The organism is Collinsella sp. CLA-JM-H32B (genome assembly GCF_040098065.1).
Classification (GTDB): Bacteria; Actinomycetota; Coriobacteriia; order Coriobacteriales; family Coriobacteriaceae; genus Collinsella.
In genome coordinates this window covers 63,435-79,242 of record NZ_JBBNNA010000002.1, presented here as the reverse complement: position 1 = coordinate 79,242, position 15,808 = coordinate 63,435, and the positions used below count along the sequence as shown (strand labels likewise).

Sequence of the window (15,808 nt, the reverse complement as noted above, 5' to 3'; positions counted from 1 at the left end):
CCCCAGAAGTAGAGAGGATGGATTCCAAAACCGGCTCCGTTCCCGTTGTGGTCAACTTTGCAGCCGTCGTGGATAACGTAGTCGCAGCCGTCTATGATGCCGTCGTTGCGGCCTACGCATTCTGGTACTCAGCAGACAACGACGGCACCGAGACGAGTGCAGCACAGAACTAGTCGCCGGCTCATCGAGCAATCACCTCGCCTATCACTGCATGCGATTGACTGCGCAGCCCCAGCCAACGCCCAAAGCGCCTTGAAGAGCTGCTTGTAACATTCGTTCATTCAACAGCGGGATCTCTTCACCATTCTCGGCCGGCCCGACAGGGCGACACATCAGTCGGGCCGGCCAGACTTATACAACGCGGCGACTCCGCTCACGCCACACTCCCCGAAACTCGCACTGTCATCACACGGGCAATCAACACTGAATCCTGTTGTGCGATATGGGCAAACGGTCACGTGCGCGATTAAAACGAATTCACTTAGCAGACTTCAAGAATGCTTTTGCACCGCAGGATGGCCATACGCAGAGCGCGGCACGCATAAGCCAAAAGCGGCATTAAAAGCCATCCCCTTCCCTGCTGAATGCGCGTCCTAGCCCATCAACCGGTCGGACCATCGCGAAGATGGTCCGTGCTTCCATGCTGCGATGCGATATCAAGCATCACGAATAGTCCCCGCCCAACGGGGTTCTCCCCTCCACAGGCGTTTCGGAACCCGCCCCCATCCCGAATTCCCACACAGCGGCCGCGTTCACCGCCGACACGGGGACCCCTAGCTCCCCCGCGACGCGGCAGACCCTCGGCTGCCCCTCGTAAAGGATGCAGAAGACGCGGTCGAGGTCCGGCGGTTCGCCCATGGCGAGCTCCGGCACCTTCGTCACACGGCCGCCCAGCCACTCAATCTCTGTCATCGCGCGCGTGGTGTAAGCCCCTTCCAACACGGGATTGTCAGCTCAACCCGACCCTTACCCATACGGACGAACATAACTCGCCAGGGGAAGCCCTTGAAGGCCGTGCGCCACAACATGAGGCCGAATCCGCCCCCGGCTGGACAGGCCAACAACGAAGGAGCACACGGAACCGGCGCGGCGTTACAACCGTCCCGGCAAGCGTGTCACTTGTCCAAGTTATGATGCCGACAAACCCGGAAATGCTCCAACGGAGCGCCGAACGAGCGTAACAATATAAAGCCGTGCAACACGCGTTGGACGACCGGAACATCCCAAACAAAGGCCCGTCGGTCCCACCTTCAAGCCCAATAGCAAAATGTGCATCAGCGGATTTGCAGCGATACAAGTCTCAACCGTCACCATCACACCGCAGCGCGCCTAGTCCCACTCATCCTACTGCAAATGTCCCAGAACGAGAAAACGACCAGCTTAACATGCCAACCTTTATATCCGCACGCGCGTAATTCAACTCATAAGGACCGGCTATCCCTTACCTGTGACACAATCTCAAACGCACAGAACAGAATCATCAGTCCAATCATCGCATAAGAGGCAGCCGAACCTTCAAGCACTATTCCACAAAGAACAATCTCCGCGCCGCCAATAAGAACTGTTATCAGGCGCTCTGCCTTTTTGCTCTCGCCGCTCGCATAAAAAGGCGGCAAAGCGCACAAGATCACATATAGCCCGGGAAGGGAATACAGGATCGATAGTCCAAGCCCCCCATCAACCGCAGTGTTTTGCGTAAGAATCAACTGAACCCAAACGGCAATTATCACTGAGCAGGTTGTCGATAAAAGAAGACTAGAAATATAGCACGCAACAAAGTCCCGTCGCATTCGAACAGAGAAATCCGCGAACTCTCTTCGCCGCGTGGAAACAATAAGGTACACAGAAATTGCAATAGAACCAATCAGAGAAAACAGCGGAACAACCAGCAATTCAAGCTTATTACCCCATCGATCAACCACACCCCCACTCCAATGAGCGGGAATTGTATCAGGGAGGACTGACCAAGCCGCCCATAGAATCAGAAATGGAAGAATAGAGAGGATGAAAGATGATAACACTGCAGTAATTTTTTTTGAGGCTCTCATCGATTCCGCATCTCCTTGCGCGCTCACATTCCACTCCGTCTTAAATCAAGTAAAAATAATAGCTTGAATGCAAATTTGTTTTAATTATTGGTTGATCTCATTTCCATTCTTAATAATTGTTATCTTGATTTTATATCGATTATTCGATATATAGTAATCTAAAATGTGTTCAAGGAGGGCACCATGATCCGTATTCGCTCCATAGAGCTCTCAAACGTGAAAAACGTTGCTAACGGCACGATCGGCTTCAAGGACAGCCCCTTCGGTTCCAGCGTGATGGGAATATACGGTCAGAACGGATCGGGCAAGACCGCCGTCGTCGAATCCCTCGCGCGAGTCCAGGATTTGATGTGCGGCTTTCCGCTCGACCGTGAAAGCGTCGATCTGATCGGCCCCTCTGCCGAGTGCGCCAAAATCAGCATCGAGGTCGAGGTGACGGAGGGTTCCCCTTCCTCGCTCGGCTTCGTAGGCGGGCTCGGCGACACCGTAGCGGCCGGGAAGCCCTTCACAGTGTGCTACTCGTTCTCCTTCGACAGGCTCGACGACAGACCGCGCCTCCTCTCCGAGGACCTCTCCGTCCGCGCCGAGGGGCTCGTCAAGAGAAGGCTCGCCGCCTACGATGCGGCCGATACCGAGGACAGCCAGAACCTGAAGCCCGTCAACAGGTGGCGGGCACTCAGAAACCTCGCCGGAAGGGAGGCCGACCTCGACCTCACCGTCGCACGGCGCTCCCCCGACCTGCAGGGCTCCTCGAAGCTGTTCTCGAACGCCATGGTCGCCTTCGCGGTCGCCGCGAGAAAGTCCTATCTCGAGCGCCTCGGAAATAACTCCCTATCCGAGGCGGCGAGGACGGCGTACGAGAGCGTATTGGTTCCACTCATGGACTCCACGACACTCCTGAACAGGTTCGCCGACGATAAGATGAGGGTCTGTGACACGCGCCGAAGCGCGGCGCTGGCGTTCAACATCTTCCTCCTCGCCTCCCCGGGCAGCAGCACAGGCGGATGGTCACCCGAGGAGGCCGGAAAGGCCCCTGTCATCCGCGACGTGTCACTCCCTATCGATCAGACAACGGTCCTCCCCTCAGAAGTCTGCGACTCGGTCCGCAAGACCGTCGAGACCATCAACTGCGCGCTTGGGGCAATCGTTCCGGGACTCAGCATCCAAGTGAACACCCTCCACGGCGAAACGATGGAAGACGGCACACCGGGCGAGCGCGTCGAGCTCCTATCATGCCGGCAGGGGGTACGCGTCCCCTTCAGAACAGAATCGGAAGGAATCAAGAAGATCGCATCGATGCTCGGTTGGCTGATAAACGTCTTCAATGACGACAGCGCCTGTCTCGTCGTTGACGAGATCGACTCCGGAGTGTTCGAGTTCCTGCTCGGCGAGCTCCTCGAAGTCGTGACCGAGCAGGGCAAGGGCCAGCTCATCTTCACCGCTCACAACCTGCGAGCGCTCGAATGTCTCCCGGTCGGATGCCTCGTCTTCTCGACCTCCAACCCCAACAACCGCTACATCGGGTTCCGGGGCATGGCCCCCTCGAACAACCTCAGGAACCAATACCTGAGAGCCATCAACCTCGGGGGCCAGAAGGAACAGCTGTACGAGCCGACCAGAACCTCCGCGATAGGCTCCGCCCTCCTTGAGGCTGGAAGCCCCCAGACCCTCGACTTCGACTCCCTTCTGTCCTCCATGGGAGGCGAGTGACCATGGCAAGGGAGAAGCGGGTCGTCCTGATTCTCGTGGAGGGGCCGAGCAATGAAAACGCGCTCCTCGAGCCCATGCAGGCCGCGCTCGACTTCACTGCAAACGGTGCACTGCCCGAGGCGAGGGCGCTCGCCTTCCACTGCGACGTTACCACGGTGCGACCGTTCTCATGGGAGGCCTCCTTCGCCGTCAAGGACAGGGTGCGCGACACCGTGCGCCAGTTCGTCGTCGACCGCATCGCGTCGCGGCACGAATACGAATGGACCGACCTCGACCGGATCATCCACATCGTCGACCTGGACGGCGCCTTCATACCGAACGAGTGCATCGTCGAGGGGGACTGCGATGGATTCGCCTATGGCCGCGACTCTATCACCGCCCGGGACACCGCTAGGGTGGTAGACAGAAACGAGAGAAAGTCTGCTGCGCTGCTTGAGCTCGCGGGCACGCGCGAGCTCAAGCACAGAAAACACGCGGTCCCCTACAGAGTCTACTTCATGTCCCGTAACCTCGAGCATGCGCTCTACGGCTCCGTACGCGAATTCAGCGATGACGAGAAGAGGCAGCTTTCCGCAGCCTTCGGCAAGAAATACCGGAACGACCCCGAGGGTTTCATCAATCTGCTCCGAAGCGGGGACGTAAAGGTTCCGGGCGATACCGTGGAGGAGACGTGGCGCTACGCCCGGGAAGGTACTAATTCCCTCCACCGGGGCTCAAACCTTCACCTCTTCTTCTCTGGCTCTGAACCGGAATCGCCGTCCCGGCCATCCACTCCCTAGGATCCGAAAGCCCGAATGTCGTGCTGACGCCTGTGCGAGATGATCAGCTTTCGGCAGTCGCTGCTCCCCGTTTTCGATCGCATAGCTCTTCCGAATCGAAAGGATTACTCATGTACATCTTCTGGGACAACTCAAACATTCAATACGCTGGACTCAATAGCGTACTGCCCGTCAAAGAGCCCGATGTCGATCGCGGAAGGTATCGCACCTACTTCAAAGGCCTGTTGAACCTCGTCTCTCGCGGCAGGATTATCGACAAGGTCTATCTTGCCGGAAGCATCCCTCCGGGAGATGACGCTCTTTGGGATGCGGTTGAAAGACTTGGAATCGAAACCACACTGATTCCTCGCAGCGAGTCGAGTGGCGAGGCGGACACAACCGACTTCGCACTTCAGACGGACCTGCTCCGGTTGGGCTACGATGTCCAGGAGCCAGGCACCATCGCCCTGCTAACCGGTGACGGTGCGGGCATTAATTCCGGTAAAGGCTTTTTGGCAGACGCGATGAGGCTGACTGAACGCGGGTGGAAGTTCGAGGTCTACTCTTGGGATGCTGCCTGCAACTCAAAGCTGCGGGAGTTTGCCATGGCGAACGGAAAATACTTCAAGCTCGAAGACTACTATGAGTACATTACATTTATTGTGGGAGGAAGGCGCCCCGTCGAACTGTAATCGAAACAAAAATACATTGCCCGGATACCACTCGCACAAATCACCTAGGGGCACGTCGGAAACACATGCCTCTCATCACGTCCATGGCGTGTCCTCCAGGTGGCTGCCGTGCTTCTCCCCAGCTCCTAATAGGGCGATGTACGCCCTCAAGCTGAAACGAGCACAAAGTAGATGGAGCTTTAAGCTCGTCCGGAAGCCGCCGTCCAAGCCTGTCGCGTACATTCACTCGATGCGCGGGGCACAACGCACCTAATAGCATGCGACCCCTTCAGTCTCGAACAGAATCCGCATATACCGGTCGTCAAATCTAAGGGCAACCATGTCAACGGAGTTGCGAACAGCACTGCATTGGCATATAAAATCGAAGAAGGAGCGACCGAGCCCCTCATCACATTCCCCGGCCAAGATACGCTTCCCTAGCTCCGCCGCGGATGCCAGCTCCTCAGGAATGAGATCATCGGGAATCGACCCCGTCATCCCACTCGCCCTCTCAAGCCTCTCAACCGCCGGGGCGACGACGTCAGTCACATAGCGCACATCAAGACAATCTTCCTCTATGTGGCGAGGGAGGTCGTACATCAGTTCGGACAGACAGATGTAGTAGCCAGCCCATGACTCTTTCAGTTTTGGAAACTACGCGATGCGGACTAGGCGAGCATCCGCGCTTTCTTCCCCAAGACGATTTCTCGGTGGGATATGGACGGTGTTCGACTTCTGATGTCTCCAGGCCGGATTCTCGAAGTTAAGACGAATGCGAATGTACTCTTGCAGCCACACAAAATAGCACGAACCTGAGTCGGCGATAGAGCAACGAAACAGTAGGAACGGGATGGCCAGCATCTCGGCATACAGCAGGGTCTTTGTTTCAAGCTGGAAAGAAATAACCTGGCTATCGTCTATTGGTTTTTCGGTCCCCTTTACTTGAATAGCTGGTAGCTCGCTGGTCGCGTCGCCCCGTCGAAACGTTCGGCAATTATATCAATTCCGAAATCCCGTTCCGTCAGATCTCGAATGACCCAGCTTTCAAAGGGCATCAGCCCCGAAATGATGCTGCAAGCCCTCGAGTCTATCTCGTGGCTCCTCGATCTTTGCGGAGGCCTTGCCATCAACCCCTCCCCCTTCTGACGAAATCTATGATACGAAACGGCCAAAACGCTTGTCGCAACGCCAATCAAAGGAAACGGGCCGTCAATCTCCTCCGACGTTTCATATACATTAACAACCCCAAGAGCATCACCTAACGCGCCGTCGCTTACACCCTCCGCTCGGAGCGGCAAGTATAACGGACCATCAAATCCACCGTGGCTATCGTCGACAGATCCATCCACGGCCAACCTCTTTTATACCGGCAAGCGCCCTCTAGATGTCGTCCAAACCGAACTAGGAATCAACCCCCTCATCGCCATCGGAATATCTTAGGGAAGCGTTGATTTTCATGGAGGCGATTTCAATCAGCTCTTTGAGGTCTTTGTAGTAGCCTAGCGCCTTTGAATCTTTTCCACCTCAGGCGACACCGTAACCGTAAAGCTCGTCGGAGCCTCAACCGTGGAGAATACCGCATTATACAGGTTTCCCACTTTCAGCTCGGGGTTCTTCAAGTCGATTGAGAAACCTTCCACCCCTTCAAATGCTATCCTCCCGTTGCTGAGAATGACGCGAAGCGTCCTGCGCTCTATAGCGTTTGAGGCGTCTTTTGACGACATCAGCTCCTCCTTCCACCGTATCGGCGACGATTCCGAGAATTGAATAATCCTTGCATTCGTATTCGAGCGCACCGCTCTTGACTGTGATCTTCTTCGCCTTATCCCTTCCCAGCACGATGACGTTTTCCGCATCGAGGTTCACGACGAACTGAGGGTTATGCGTGACGATAATGACCTGTCTCTTCTGCCGCATCTCGGAAAAGGCTCTGATGACATCCTTGCGGATTGCGGTCTGCGATATCTGGTCCTCCGGCTGGTCGACGATATAGATGCCCTGTTTCTCGTCTCCCGCCATCAAGTCGAAGTAGATTCGCCCATAAAGGCCGGCAGATGGTTCGCTGTCGAGGCCAATCTTTTCGTTTGTTATCTTTCCTCGCTCGTAGATCGAATCCACTGCGCTGTTCAGTCGACCCTTCATCTCCGACGCCCATCTTTCCGCTGAAGGCTTGCTCACAGAGAAGCCGGCAGCAATCTCCTCTGAAGTGAGATTCGTCTCACCTTCGACGCCGCCGACGATCGACGGCAGCGGCCCTTTGTTGAACATGTCGCCCAGGAGCGAGATGCAGTAGTCCCGATTGATTTTCTTGACACTAAGCTCAGACACGAACTCAAGGCTGCCAAACGACGTCCTTCCGACCCTCATGTCAACGTCAACGGGATCAATCTGTCGGTCCTTTCTCCCGAGACGAAGAGCAACCGCCTCGGCAATCTGGGAAGCCGCAGCGTCGATCCGGTCTCTGTAGGCATCTCTCGAGTTCTCCTCGTCAGTCTTTGCTTGCTGGAGCCGCTTCTTCAGATCGTTGGCAGCGCTTTGGAGAATTCTTCTCTTTGTGTTGTCGAGCTTGATGGAAGTCATCTCTTCCCTGACAAGAGCGAGCAAATGGTCGAGCGCCGCGGTGGCATTCTCGAGGTCTATCTCCGCTTCCTTTCCGAGCCTCGAGAGAACCGCACGATGATCGTCCCCGATGGCGGCAACCTGGTTCCTGACGGACTCGACTGCGTTGTTGAGGCTTTCAACCTCTTTCGTCGGTTTTGAACGCAGCGACCCAACGACGGCCATGCGATCGGAGACCTCGTGAATCTCGAGCGGAAGCACGGTCTCCCCCAAGCGATTCATGTAGTCGTTATATGCGACTTTCGTTTCAAGCGCCTCAACACATGATGCGAGGTGTCTCTTCAGGGCCTCTTTGACAACATCGATGTTCACGTGTTCTTGGAAATAGTCGTCGAATCTGCTGCCCTCCGTCCCATCATGGAGGCCCTCTAGCGCTCTGCGGATGCTACCCTGGTCATCGAACTGAAGCAGCTGCGAAGAGGCAATAGCGCTTTTTACCTCAATCTTCTCGCGTCCGCAGTATTCACGGTACCCCTCCCTGAGACGCCTAGCATCCTCCCCTTCGCCGTAGAGGCCAGTCAAAACGTGCAGGATCATCGACTTGCCGATCGAGTTATCTCCGATGATAACGTTGACCCCGGCAGACATGGGGATGGAGCAGGGCTCTCCATCGATGACAAGGTCGAGGCTGCCCAGCTTCGGTGCGGCAGGATTAAAGAACGAGCGTTTCCGACCCTGATGCGCGACGGGTCGGTGATGGACATGACAAGACCCTCGAACGTCGGAAGGCACTTCAGGGAGCAGAACCCGACTTCATCCTCCCTCCCACGAAAATCGGCAGAGGGAAGCGGGTAGGCGTCCCAATTATGGCAATCGCTCCCCAGGACGAACGGGACGTCCGGCTTCGTGTACCGCTCAACGAGGTCCCGCATATCGACCTCGTTGCGCCTGTTACGGATTTCCAACGCGTCGACGAACTCGGTAAGCACGATCTCGTCGGCGCGCTCAGCCCCCAGGCTGCTGACGTCATTCTTCTGCTCCCTCCCTACGGACTTCTCGTGCCCGATAAGCACCGCGCTCAGGCCGATGTCGCTGAGAATCTGAGAGAAGCGTTGCGAAGAGAAGGTGCCCTTGTCCTTGCTGTCGTACTCCGGCCTTCCCCCTGCTGTCTTGGGGATGTGGCTATCTAGGGCCTCGATTAGGTCGTCTGGACCTCGATCGTCGAAGATCGCGACCACGTGAATCGGAATCGGGCGGCCCATGTCGTCTGGGAGGGCAACGGTGAACTCAACGCCTGGAAGGACCTTCTTTAGAGTTCCATGCCCCTCTTTCGACTTCAAAGCACGATACATCTCGACGTCGAAGCAGTCATGATCCGTAATGGAACACATGTTGATGGGGAGCCTGGGGTTGCCCAACTTTTCCACGAGCGTGTCGATTTTGCTGGACGTGCAGCGGGCAAGCGCCTCATTTCCCGCATCTCGGGTGCGCACGCTCGCCGCCGAGTGGATATGAAAGTCAACTCGCACCGGGCTTGTCACTATCTTGGAATCATCCATGGGTTTGCCCTGCCTATTTCGTCGCAATGTACCTGCTGATTTTGCTCCTTGAATTTACCTCACTGGAAACAAAACCGCGGGTCCTGGGCGCTAACTACCAAAGGCGGCAAAACTTGGGTGCAATATCGCAGATACGGCAGGGCCTAAAGCACCCTCGAAGGAAACGCACTGAACCCGTCTCGCGTCATCGGAGCTAATCAGGCCACAGGAGCAGCCCGCATACACCACACAGCCACCAGCCCCTTTGAAGCGCAAGGGTCTTTCCATCCGGCTGCAATCCGACGACATAAAAACAGCGAAGCCGTCAATTCAACTGCCGCTCTTGGACTAAAGTATCAGGGAGGCGGAGACCACAGACTGTCCGTACGTCACAGGGTAACGACCGAAATCCGGCGAAAGTTGCAGCATGGGAACCATACAACCGCCTTCACGCCCCGAATGCCTGTACATCATTGGCAACGGATTCGACCTGCACTACGGAATAAAAAGTTCTTACCTAGACTATCTAGCGTACCCAAACGAGCACGACAGCGCCCTCTCAGGCCTGCTCGAGGAGGTCTGCCCAGGCGACATCTGGAAGAACTTCGAGAGCGCACTCGGGGCGCTTGCCCCGGGCTCGCTCTTCACGAACACATTCAATCTGATCATTCCCGATAGCGATTCCGAGTATGAATGGGAGCAGCGAAGCGCATCGTGGAACTATCATCTCCAAGCCATGGAAAAAACTCAACCCGAAAAGGATTCGGGCACCTTCAGCGCTTGGGTAAGCAAAATCGATACCGTCGACCGTGCCCACGATGACGGGTTAATCGAGAACACAAGCGATGCCGTGTATCTAACGTTCAACTACACGAAAATCCTCGAGGATCGACTAGGTATCGATCAAGAGAGGATACTGCACATCCACGGCACCGCGGGGGAATCCGATCTTGTTTTCGTACACTCTCCGGTCAGCTGCGGCGCAAGTTCATCCTGGCCACAGAGAAGCCCGCCCGCCTCCTCATCTTTCTTCACAGGGAGTGATTCGATGCGCTCTCATCCGTTCGAGAAATAATTGTCTCAGGTCTCAGCTGCTCAGCAGTCGACCTGCCTTACATCAAAGCCATCGTGAATATAGCGCTCCATGCCGTCTAGACGGAGTTCTCGCAATTCCCGAACGCCGTAAGCGGGAATACCTATGTAGACAATGTCCGAATCGCTCCATATCCCTAAGAGGTGCCGGGCAATCGCCGAAAACGCTTGGCCGTTACGCTTGGACAATGGCGGTCCGACGCCCTTCTCGATATCGGAGTCACTCCAATGCTTCCATGATCTTCTCATTCCGCGCTATGATTGCGCGAGATATGACCAGGATGAACAGGAGGTGTCCCGTCGCACGCGATCGTCCGTGAAGCCGCGAAGCAATACGCATAGGCCATAGCAAGCACGGCCGAAAGCAAAAATGCAGAGACCACGATTATAACGGCAGCCACCATTCCCTCTCTCAAGTTACAGCGCAGTGCGTAATGTCACGGATAGTCCCCGCCCAACGGGGCCTCTCCACAGGCGTTTCGGAACCCGCCCCCATCCCCGATTCCCACGCAGATTCCCACGCAGCTGCCGTGTTCACCGCCGAAACGGTGACCCCGAGCTCCCCCGCGACGCGGCAGACCCTCGGCTACCCTGCGCCTCACCCCTGCTCGCACCTCCGACGGCACGGGCAGGGGCATCGAGGGCGAGTCAAGGATGAACCCCCTTGTATAGCTGCACCCGAGGCGCTTCCCTGTCGCCCTCCGGTGCCGGGGTTCCCCTCCATCACGAAGAGGTAATCCCCGTCCGGCCTCGCCGTCTCTGCAACGCCAAGCCTCCCGAGCGACTCGAGGAGGGCAGGCTCGTCTTGGGAGAGTTGACAATACTATAGGGACACGTCCCAAATTGACTAAAGGGTGATATGGGTTAGACGCCGGGCAATATCCCATTTCTCAAAAGAAGAGGGGCACCCGTCGCTAAAGCTCGGGTACCCCTCTCGGGTCATTTGCGATCTGTCAGCACGTGACTCGGATCGCTATTAGCGCAGCCTTTATGCAGCAAGGCGCTTGAGGACGTCGATAAGCAGCTCGTAGAAGCGCTCGGCAGAAGCGAGCTCCATGCTCTCGTCCGGGGTGTGGACATCGGAGAGCGTCGGGCCCACGGCGATGGCGTCCAGGCCGTGCAGGGCCTCGGCAAACAGGCCGCACTCAAGGCCGGCGTGAATGGACTCGATTCGTAGCTCGGAGCCAAAGAGCTCGCGATAGCTCTCGACAAAGATGTCGCGGACCGGCGAATGCTCGGCATAGCTCCAGCCGGGATACTCGAACTCAAACTTGGCGTCGAATCCCAGGACATCGGCCAGCGTCTGCAGGCGGTCCTTGAACTCGTTCTGCAGCGAGGTGATCGAGGAGCGCGGGGACAGCATGATCTTGACCTGGTCGTCAGAGGTGGCAACCACGCCGATGTTGGAGGAAACCTCGACGGAGCCGTCGGTGGCGACGTTGCGGCGGATCACACCGTTGGGGGCAAGACGCAGAGCGCGAATGAGGGCAAGTGCGGACTTCTCGTCCATGGCCTCGACCTCAGTGTTGTCGGCAATCTCAACCGTGCAGGTAAAGCCGGGGTCGAAGACCTCGAGCTCGGCAGTAACGTCGGCGATGATGCCCTTTGCGATCTGGGCCGCGGCCTCGGCGGCAGCGTGGTCGGCGTAGACCAGAACAGCCTTGCACTCACGGTTGATGGCGTTGTCCTTGGTGCCGCCGTTAAAGCTAACGATGGCGGGCTCGCCGGCAACCATCAGGCGGTCGATGATGCGGGCCATGATGAGGTTGCCGTTGCCGCGCTCCAGGTTGATATCGCTGCCGGAGTGGCCGCCCAGCAGGCCGGAGATGTCGAGCGTGAGGGTGCTACCGGTCTTGTGCTCGCGCGCGATCGGGCAGGTGTAGGTAACGACGACACCGCCGGCGCAGCTGACGGTAGCAACGCCCTCTTCCTCGGAGTCGAGGTTGATCATGGTGCGGGCGCTAATCTGGGACTTGTCGAGCGTCTCGGCGCCGACCAGGCCAGTCTCCTCGTCGGTGGTGAATACGCACTCGAGGGCCGGATGGGCAATCGAATCGTCGTTGAGCACGGTAAGCATAAGCGCGACGGCGATACCGTTGTCGGCGCCCAGAGTGGTGCCGTTAGCGGTGAGGACGCCGTCCTTGACGACCAGATCGATACCATCGGTCGTAAAGTCGTGCTCAACGGAGCCCAACTTGTCGCACACCATGTCGATGTGGCCCTGCAGCATCACGGTCGGGGCATTCTCGGCGCCGGCAGATGCGGGCTTGCGAATGATGACGTTGTAGACCTCGTCCTGATACACATCGAGACCGCGCTCCTTGGCAAACGCGACCAGGAAATCGCTGACGCCCTTCTCGTTGCCAGACCCACGGGGGATCGCGCTGACCTCCTCAAAGAAATGGAACAGCTGAGCGGGCTCGTAGCCGGTAATCTTGTAGTCCATGGTGCCTCCTTGGCGCAACTGGTTAGACAGTAAGACATGCGCCTTGTATATTCCCAGACTTTGCGTGCATAAACCAGTCGAAAACGCCGAGCGCCCTCGCATCATCGGCTAACGGTGGACCGCATAGCGTAACGGTCACAACTTCCGCAGCTCTACAAATCGAGGCGCCCTTGCCAGAGCGCCTCGATTGCACAGATCAAATTGTCGCCACGCCCTACAGCGCGCCGGAACCGGCTTGCATCATGCCGCCGGGGCCCGAGGTCACGCCGCCGCTCACGGGCGCGGCGTTGCCGGTGTGCGGTGCCGCCGGGGCGGTATCGCCACCGAGCGTGCCCGCCGGACGCGGTGCCGGGATCTCGCCCGTGCCGTGGCTAAAGACAAACTTGCCATCGGCCACGTCGCACAGGACGGTATCGCCCTCGCCCCACTCGCCGGCCAGAAGCTCCTCGGACAGCGGGTCCTCGATGAGCTTTTGGATGGCACGGCGCAGCGGACGCGCACCGTTGGTGAGGTCGGTGCCCTCGGCCACGATCTTGTCATAGGCCGCATCGGTGAGCTTGATGTTCATGCCGTTGGCAATCAAACGCTGACGCAGGTCGTCCACCAGCAGGTGCGCGATCTTAGTGAGATTCTCGCCCGAGAGCTTCTGGAACACCACAATGTCATCGATACGGTTGAGCAGCTCGGGGCGGAACAGGCGCTTGAGCTCGCCCATCGCGCGACCACGGATCTCACTCGACGTGAGACCCTGCTCGCCGGTGGTGCCAAAGCCAACGCTCGCATCCTGCGCAATCTCGCGGGCGCCCACGTTGGACGTCATGATGATCACGGTGTTGCGGAAGTCAACCGTCTTGCCCTGGCTATCGGTCAGACGACCCTCCTCCAGCACCTGCAGCAAGATGTTGAAGATATCGGGGTGCGCCTTCTCGATCTCGTCGAACAGCACGACCGAGTACGGGTGACGACGAACGGCCTTGGTGAGCTGGCCGCCCTCGTCGTGACCGACGTAACCCGGAGGGCTACCGATGAGCTTGGAGACCTCGAACTCGCTACCGAACTCGGACATGTCGAAGCTGATGAGCGCATCCTTGCTGCCAAAGAGGTACTCGGCGAGCGTCTTGGCGAGCTCGGTCTTGCCCGTGCCGGTGGGACCCAGGAAGATAAAGCTGCCGCCGGGGCGACGCGGGTCCTTGAGCGGCGAGCGACTGCGGCGCACGGCCTTGGCAACTGCCTCGACAGCCTCGTCCTGACCGATGATGCGCGTCTTGAGCACGCTTTCGGCTTGCAGCAGGCGACGGCTCTCGCTCTCGGTAAGCGAAGACACCGGCACGCCCGAAGTCACGGACACGATGTCGGCGATCTGGGAGACATCGATGGTGAGCGGGCTGGCGTCGAGCTCGGCGGTCCAGGCGGCCTTGGCCTCGGCGAGCTCAATCTCGGCGGCCTTCTGCTGCTCGGTGATCTCGGCGGCCTTGTTCATGTCGTCGCTCTCGGTGGCCTCCTGCGCGGCGGCCTTAAGCTCCTCCACGCGATGCTCGGCCTCACGCACCGGCTCGGGCGCGCGATTCGCGGCGATGCGAGCGCGGGCACCGGCCTCGTCAATGAGGTCGATAGCCTTATCGGGCAGGAAGCGATCCTGGATGTAGCGGTTGGAAAGGTTCGCGGCGGCCTCGATAGCACCCTGCGTATAGCGCACATGGTGGTGCTCCTCGTAGCGCGGCTTGAGCGCGGTCAGGATCTTGACCGTGTCCTCAACGCTCGGCTCCTCGACATCGATGGTCTGGAAGCGACGCTCGAAGGCCGGGTCCTTGGTGAGGTACTTGCGGAATTCCTCGGCCGTGGTGGCGCCGATAATCTGGAAGGCACCGCGCGCAAGCACGGGCTTGAGCATGGAGCTCGCGTCGATGGAACCCTCGGCAGAACCGGCACCGATGATGGTGTGCATCTCGTCGATAAACAGGATGACGTCGTCGGCTTCGGTGGCCTCCTGGATCACGTTCTTGAGGCGCTCCTCAAACTCGCCGCGATACTTGGCACCCGCCACGAGGCCCGGCAGGTCGAGCGTCCAGATATTCTGGTTCATGAGGTTCTCGGGCACGTTGCCGGCTGCAATCTGCTGAGCCAGGCCCTCGACGATGGCCGTCTTGCCCACGCCGGGGTCGCCCAGAATGAGCGGGTTGTTCTTGGTGCGGCGCGAAAGAATTTCCATCATACGCTGGACTTCCTTTTCGCGACCAATTACAGGGTCGAGCTCGCCGTCGCGCGCCTTCTGCGTGAGGTTGGTCGCGAACTGCTTAAGCGTATCGGTGCCACTCCCCTTTTGCTGAGAGGCATCCGAGCCGCTAAAGAACGGCAGGCCCGCACCGGGACGACCAGCACCGGCGCCGGCGAGCGGACGCTTCTTGTCCTGGTCCTTGGCGGTGAGTTTCTCGATAGCCTTTTTGATGGAGGCGGACGACACACCCAGGCGCATGAGGATGTCCATGGCCATGCCGTTGCCCTCTTCGACGATGCCGATCAGCAAGTGCTCGGTCGACACGTAGGTCTGGTTGTTCTCACGCGCCACGCGGAACGAACGCTCCATCACGCTAATGACGAGCGGCGTAAAGGCGAGCTTGGCCGCCTCGGTCTCCTCGCTGGGCTCGGGAACCGTGGTCTGGACCTCTTTGAGAGTATCCATGATGTCATCGTAGGAGATGTCGAGCGAACGCAGCGCCTCGGCGGCAATGCCCTCGTCCTCCTTGGCAAGCGCGAGCAGCAGGTGCTCGGTGCCCACCTTATTTGAATGAAGATCGAGCGCCTCCTGTTTGGCCATGGACATGACCTTACGCGCACGATCGGTAAATCTATCTAACATGCTCGTTTCCTTACATGAGTTCATCGAAATCAAAACGCCCGCCCGTCGGCGGCGCTTTTGTCTCTTTACCCACAGGTCGTCTATGTTAACAGCTGGAGGAATATCTATAAACCCGGCTCACATGAATGC

General features: G+C 58.0%; 11 protein-coding genes. 5 read left to right on the top strand and 6 right to left on the bottom strand.

Annotated elements, in window-relative coordinates; translation table 11 throughout:
• The first annotated feature begins 17 nt into the window (after positions 1 to 17).
• Positions 18 to 173, top strand: a complete 156-nt coding sequence (locus AAA138_RS02340; protein WP_349089418.1) for a hypothetical protein — start codon at positions 18 to 20, stop codon at positions 171 to 173.
• 1,248 nt (positions 174 to 1,421) lie between these two features.
• On the opposite strand, the gene AAA138_RS02335 is transcribed toward AAA138_RS02340, so the two are convergent.
• The gene (locus AAA138_RS02335) at positions 1,422 to 2,075 is read right to left on the bottom strand and encodes a DUF1648 domain-containing protein (RefSeq protein WP_349089416.1); all 654 of its coding nucleotides are present in this window, start codon (positions 2,073 to 2,075) and stop codon (positions 1,422 to 1,424) included.
• 156 nt (positions 2,076 to 2,231) lie between these two features.
• On the opposite strand from AAA138_RS02335, the gene AAA138_RS02330 reads away from it, so the two are divergent.
• The 3 genes from AAA138_RS02330 (at position 2,232) to AAA138_RS02320 (ending at position 5,208) form a co-directional block, all read left to right on the top strand.
• Positions 2,232 to 3,758: a hypothetical protein gene (locus tag AAA138_RS02330; RefSeq protein WP_349089414.1), complete on the top strand. Its 1,527-nt coding sequence runs from the start codon at positions 2,232 to 2,234 to the stop codon at positions 3,756 to 3,758.
• A gap of 2 nt (positions 3,759 to 3,760) precedes the next feature.
• Positions 3,761 to 4,537: a hypothetical protein gene (locus AAA138_RS02325; RefSeq protein ID WP_349089413.1), complete on the top strand. Its 777-nt coding sequence runs from the start codon at positions 3,761 to 3,763 to the stop codon at positions 4,535 to 4,537.
• 110 nt (positions 4,538 to 4,647) lie between these two features.
• Positions 4,648 to 5,208: an NYN domain-containing protein gene (locus AAA138_RS02320; protein WP_349089412.1), complete on the top strand. Its 561-nt coding sequence runs from the start codon at positions 4,648 to 4,650 to the stop codon at positions 5,206 to 5,208.
• Positions 5,209 to 5,457: 249 nt separating this feature from the next.
• Here the strand turns inward: AAA138_RS02320 and AAA138_RS02315 are convergent, their stop codons facing one another.
• From AAA138_RS02315 to AAA138_RS02305, 3 genes are all read right to left on the bottom strand, one after another.
• Positions 5,458 to 5,745, bottom strand: coding sequence for a hypothetical protein (locus tag AAA138_RS02315; RefSeq protein WP_349089411.1), 288 nt, complete (start codon positions 5,743 to 5,745; stop codon positions 5,458 to 5,460).
• A gap of 1,086 nt (positions 5,746 to 6,831) precedes the next feature.
• Positions 6,832 to 8,394 (bottom strand): hypothetical protein, encoded by a 1,563-nt coding sequence (locus AAA138_RS02310; protein ID WP_349089409.1) that lies wholly within the window; start codon positions 8,392 to 8,394, stop codon positions 6,832 to 6,834.
• The gene (locus AAA138_RS02305; RefSeq protein ID WP_349089407.1) at positions 8,340 to 9,305 is read right to left on the bottom strand and encodes a hypothetical protein; all 966 of its coding nucleotides are present in this window, start codon (positions 9,303 to 9,305) and stop codon (positions 8,340 to 8,342) included. The genes AAA138_RS02310 and AAA138_RS02305 overlap by 55 nt, the downstream gene beginning before the upstream one ends.
• Before the next feature lie 406 nt (positions 9,306 to 9,711).
• On the opposite strand from AAA138_RS02305, the gene AAA138_RS02300 reads away from it, so the two are divergent.
• Positions 9,712 to 10,359 carry an AbiH family protein gene (locus tag AAA138_RS02300; RefSeq protein ID WP_349089405.1) on the top strand — a complete coding sequence of 216 codons (648 nt, stop codon included), beginning with the start codon at positions 9,712 to 9,714 and terminating at the stop codon, positions 10,357 to 10,359.
• 1,005 nt (positions 10,360 to 11,364) lie between these two features.
• Here the strand turns inward: AAA138_RS02300 and AAA138_RS02295 are convergent.
• Together AAA138_RS02295 and AAA138_RS02290 are read right to left on the bottom strand one after the other, a co-directional pair.
• On the bottom strand, positions 11,365 to 12,822 hold the full coding sequence (locus tag AAA138_RS02295) for an aminoacyl-histidine dipeptidase (protein ID WP_349089404.1): 1,458 nt from the start codon (positions 12,820 to 12,822) through the stop codon (positions 11,365 to 11,367).
• A 214-nt stretch (positions 12,823 to 13,036) separates the two neighbouring features.
• On the bottom strand, positions 13,037 to 15,679 hold the full coding sequence (locus AAA138_RS02290) for an ATP-dependent Clp protease ATP-binding subunit (protein ID WP_195625121.1): 2,643 nt from the start codon (positions 15,677 to 15,679) through the stop codon (positions 13,037 to 13,039).
• Positions 15,680 to 15,808 lie beyond the last annotated feature (129 nt).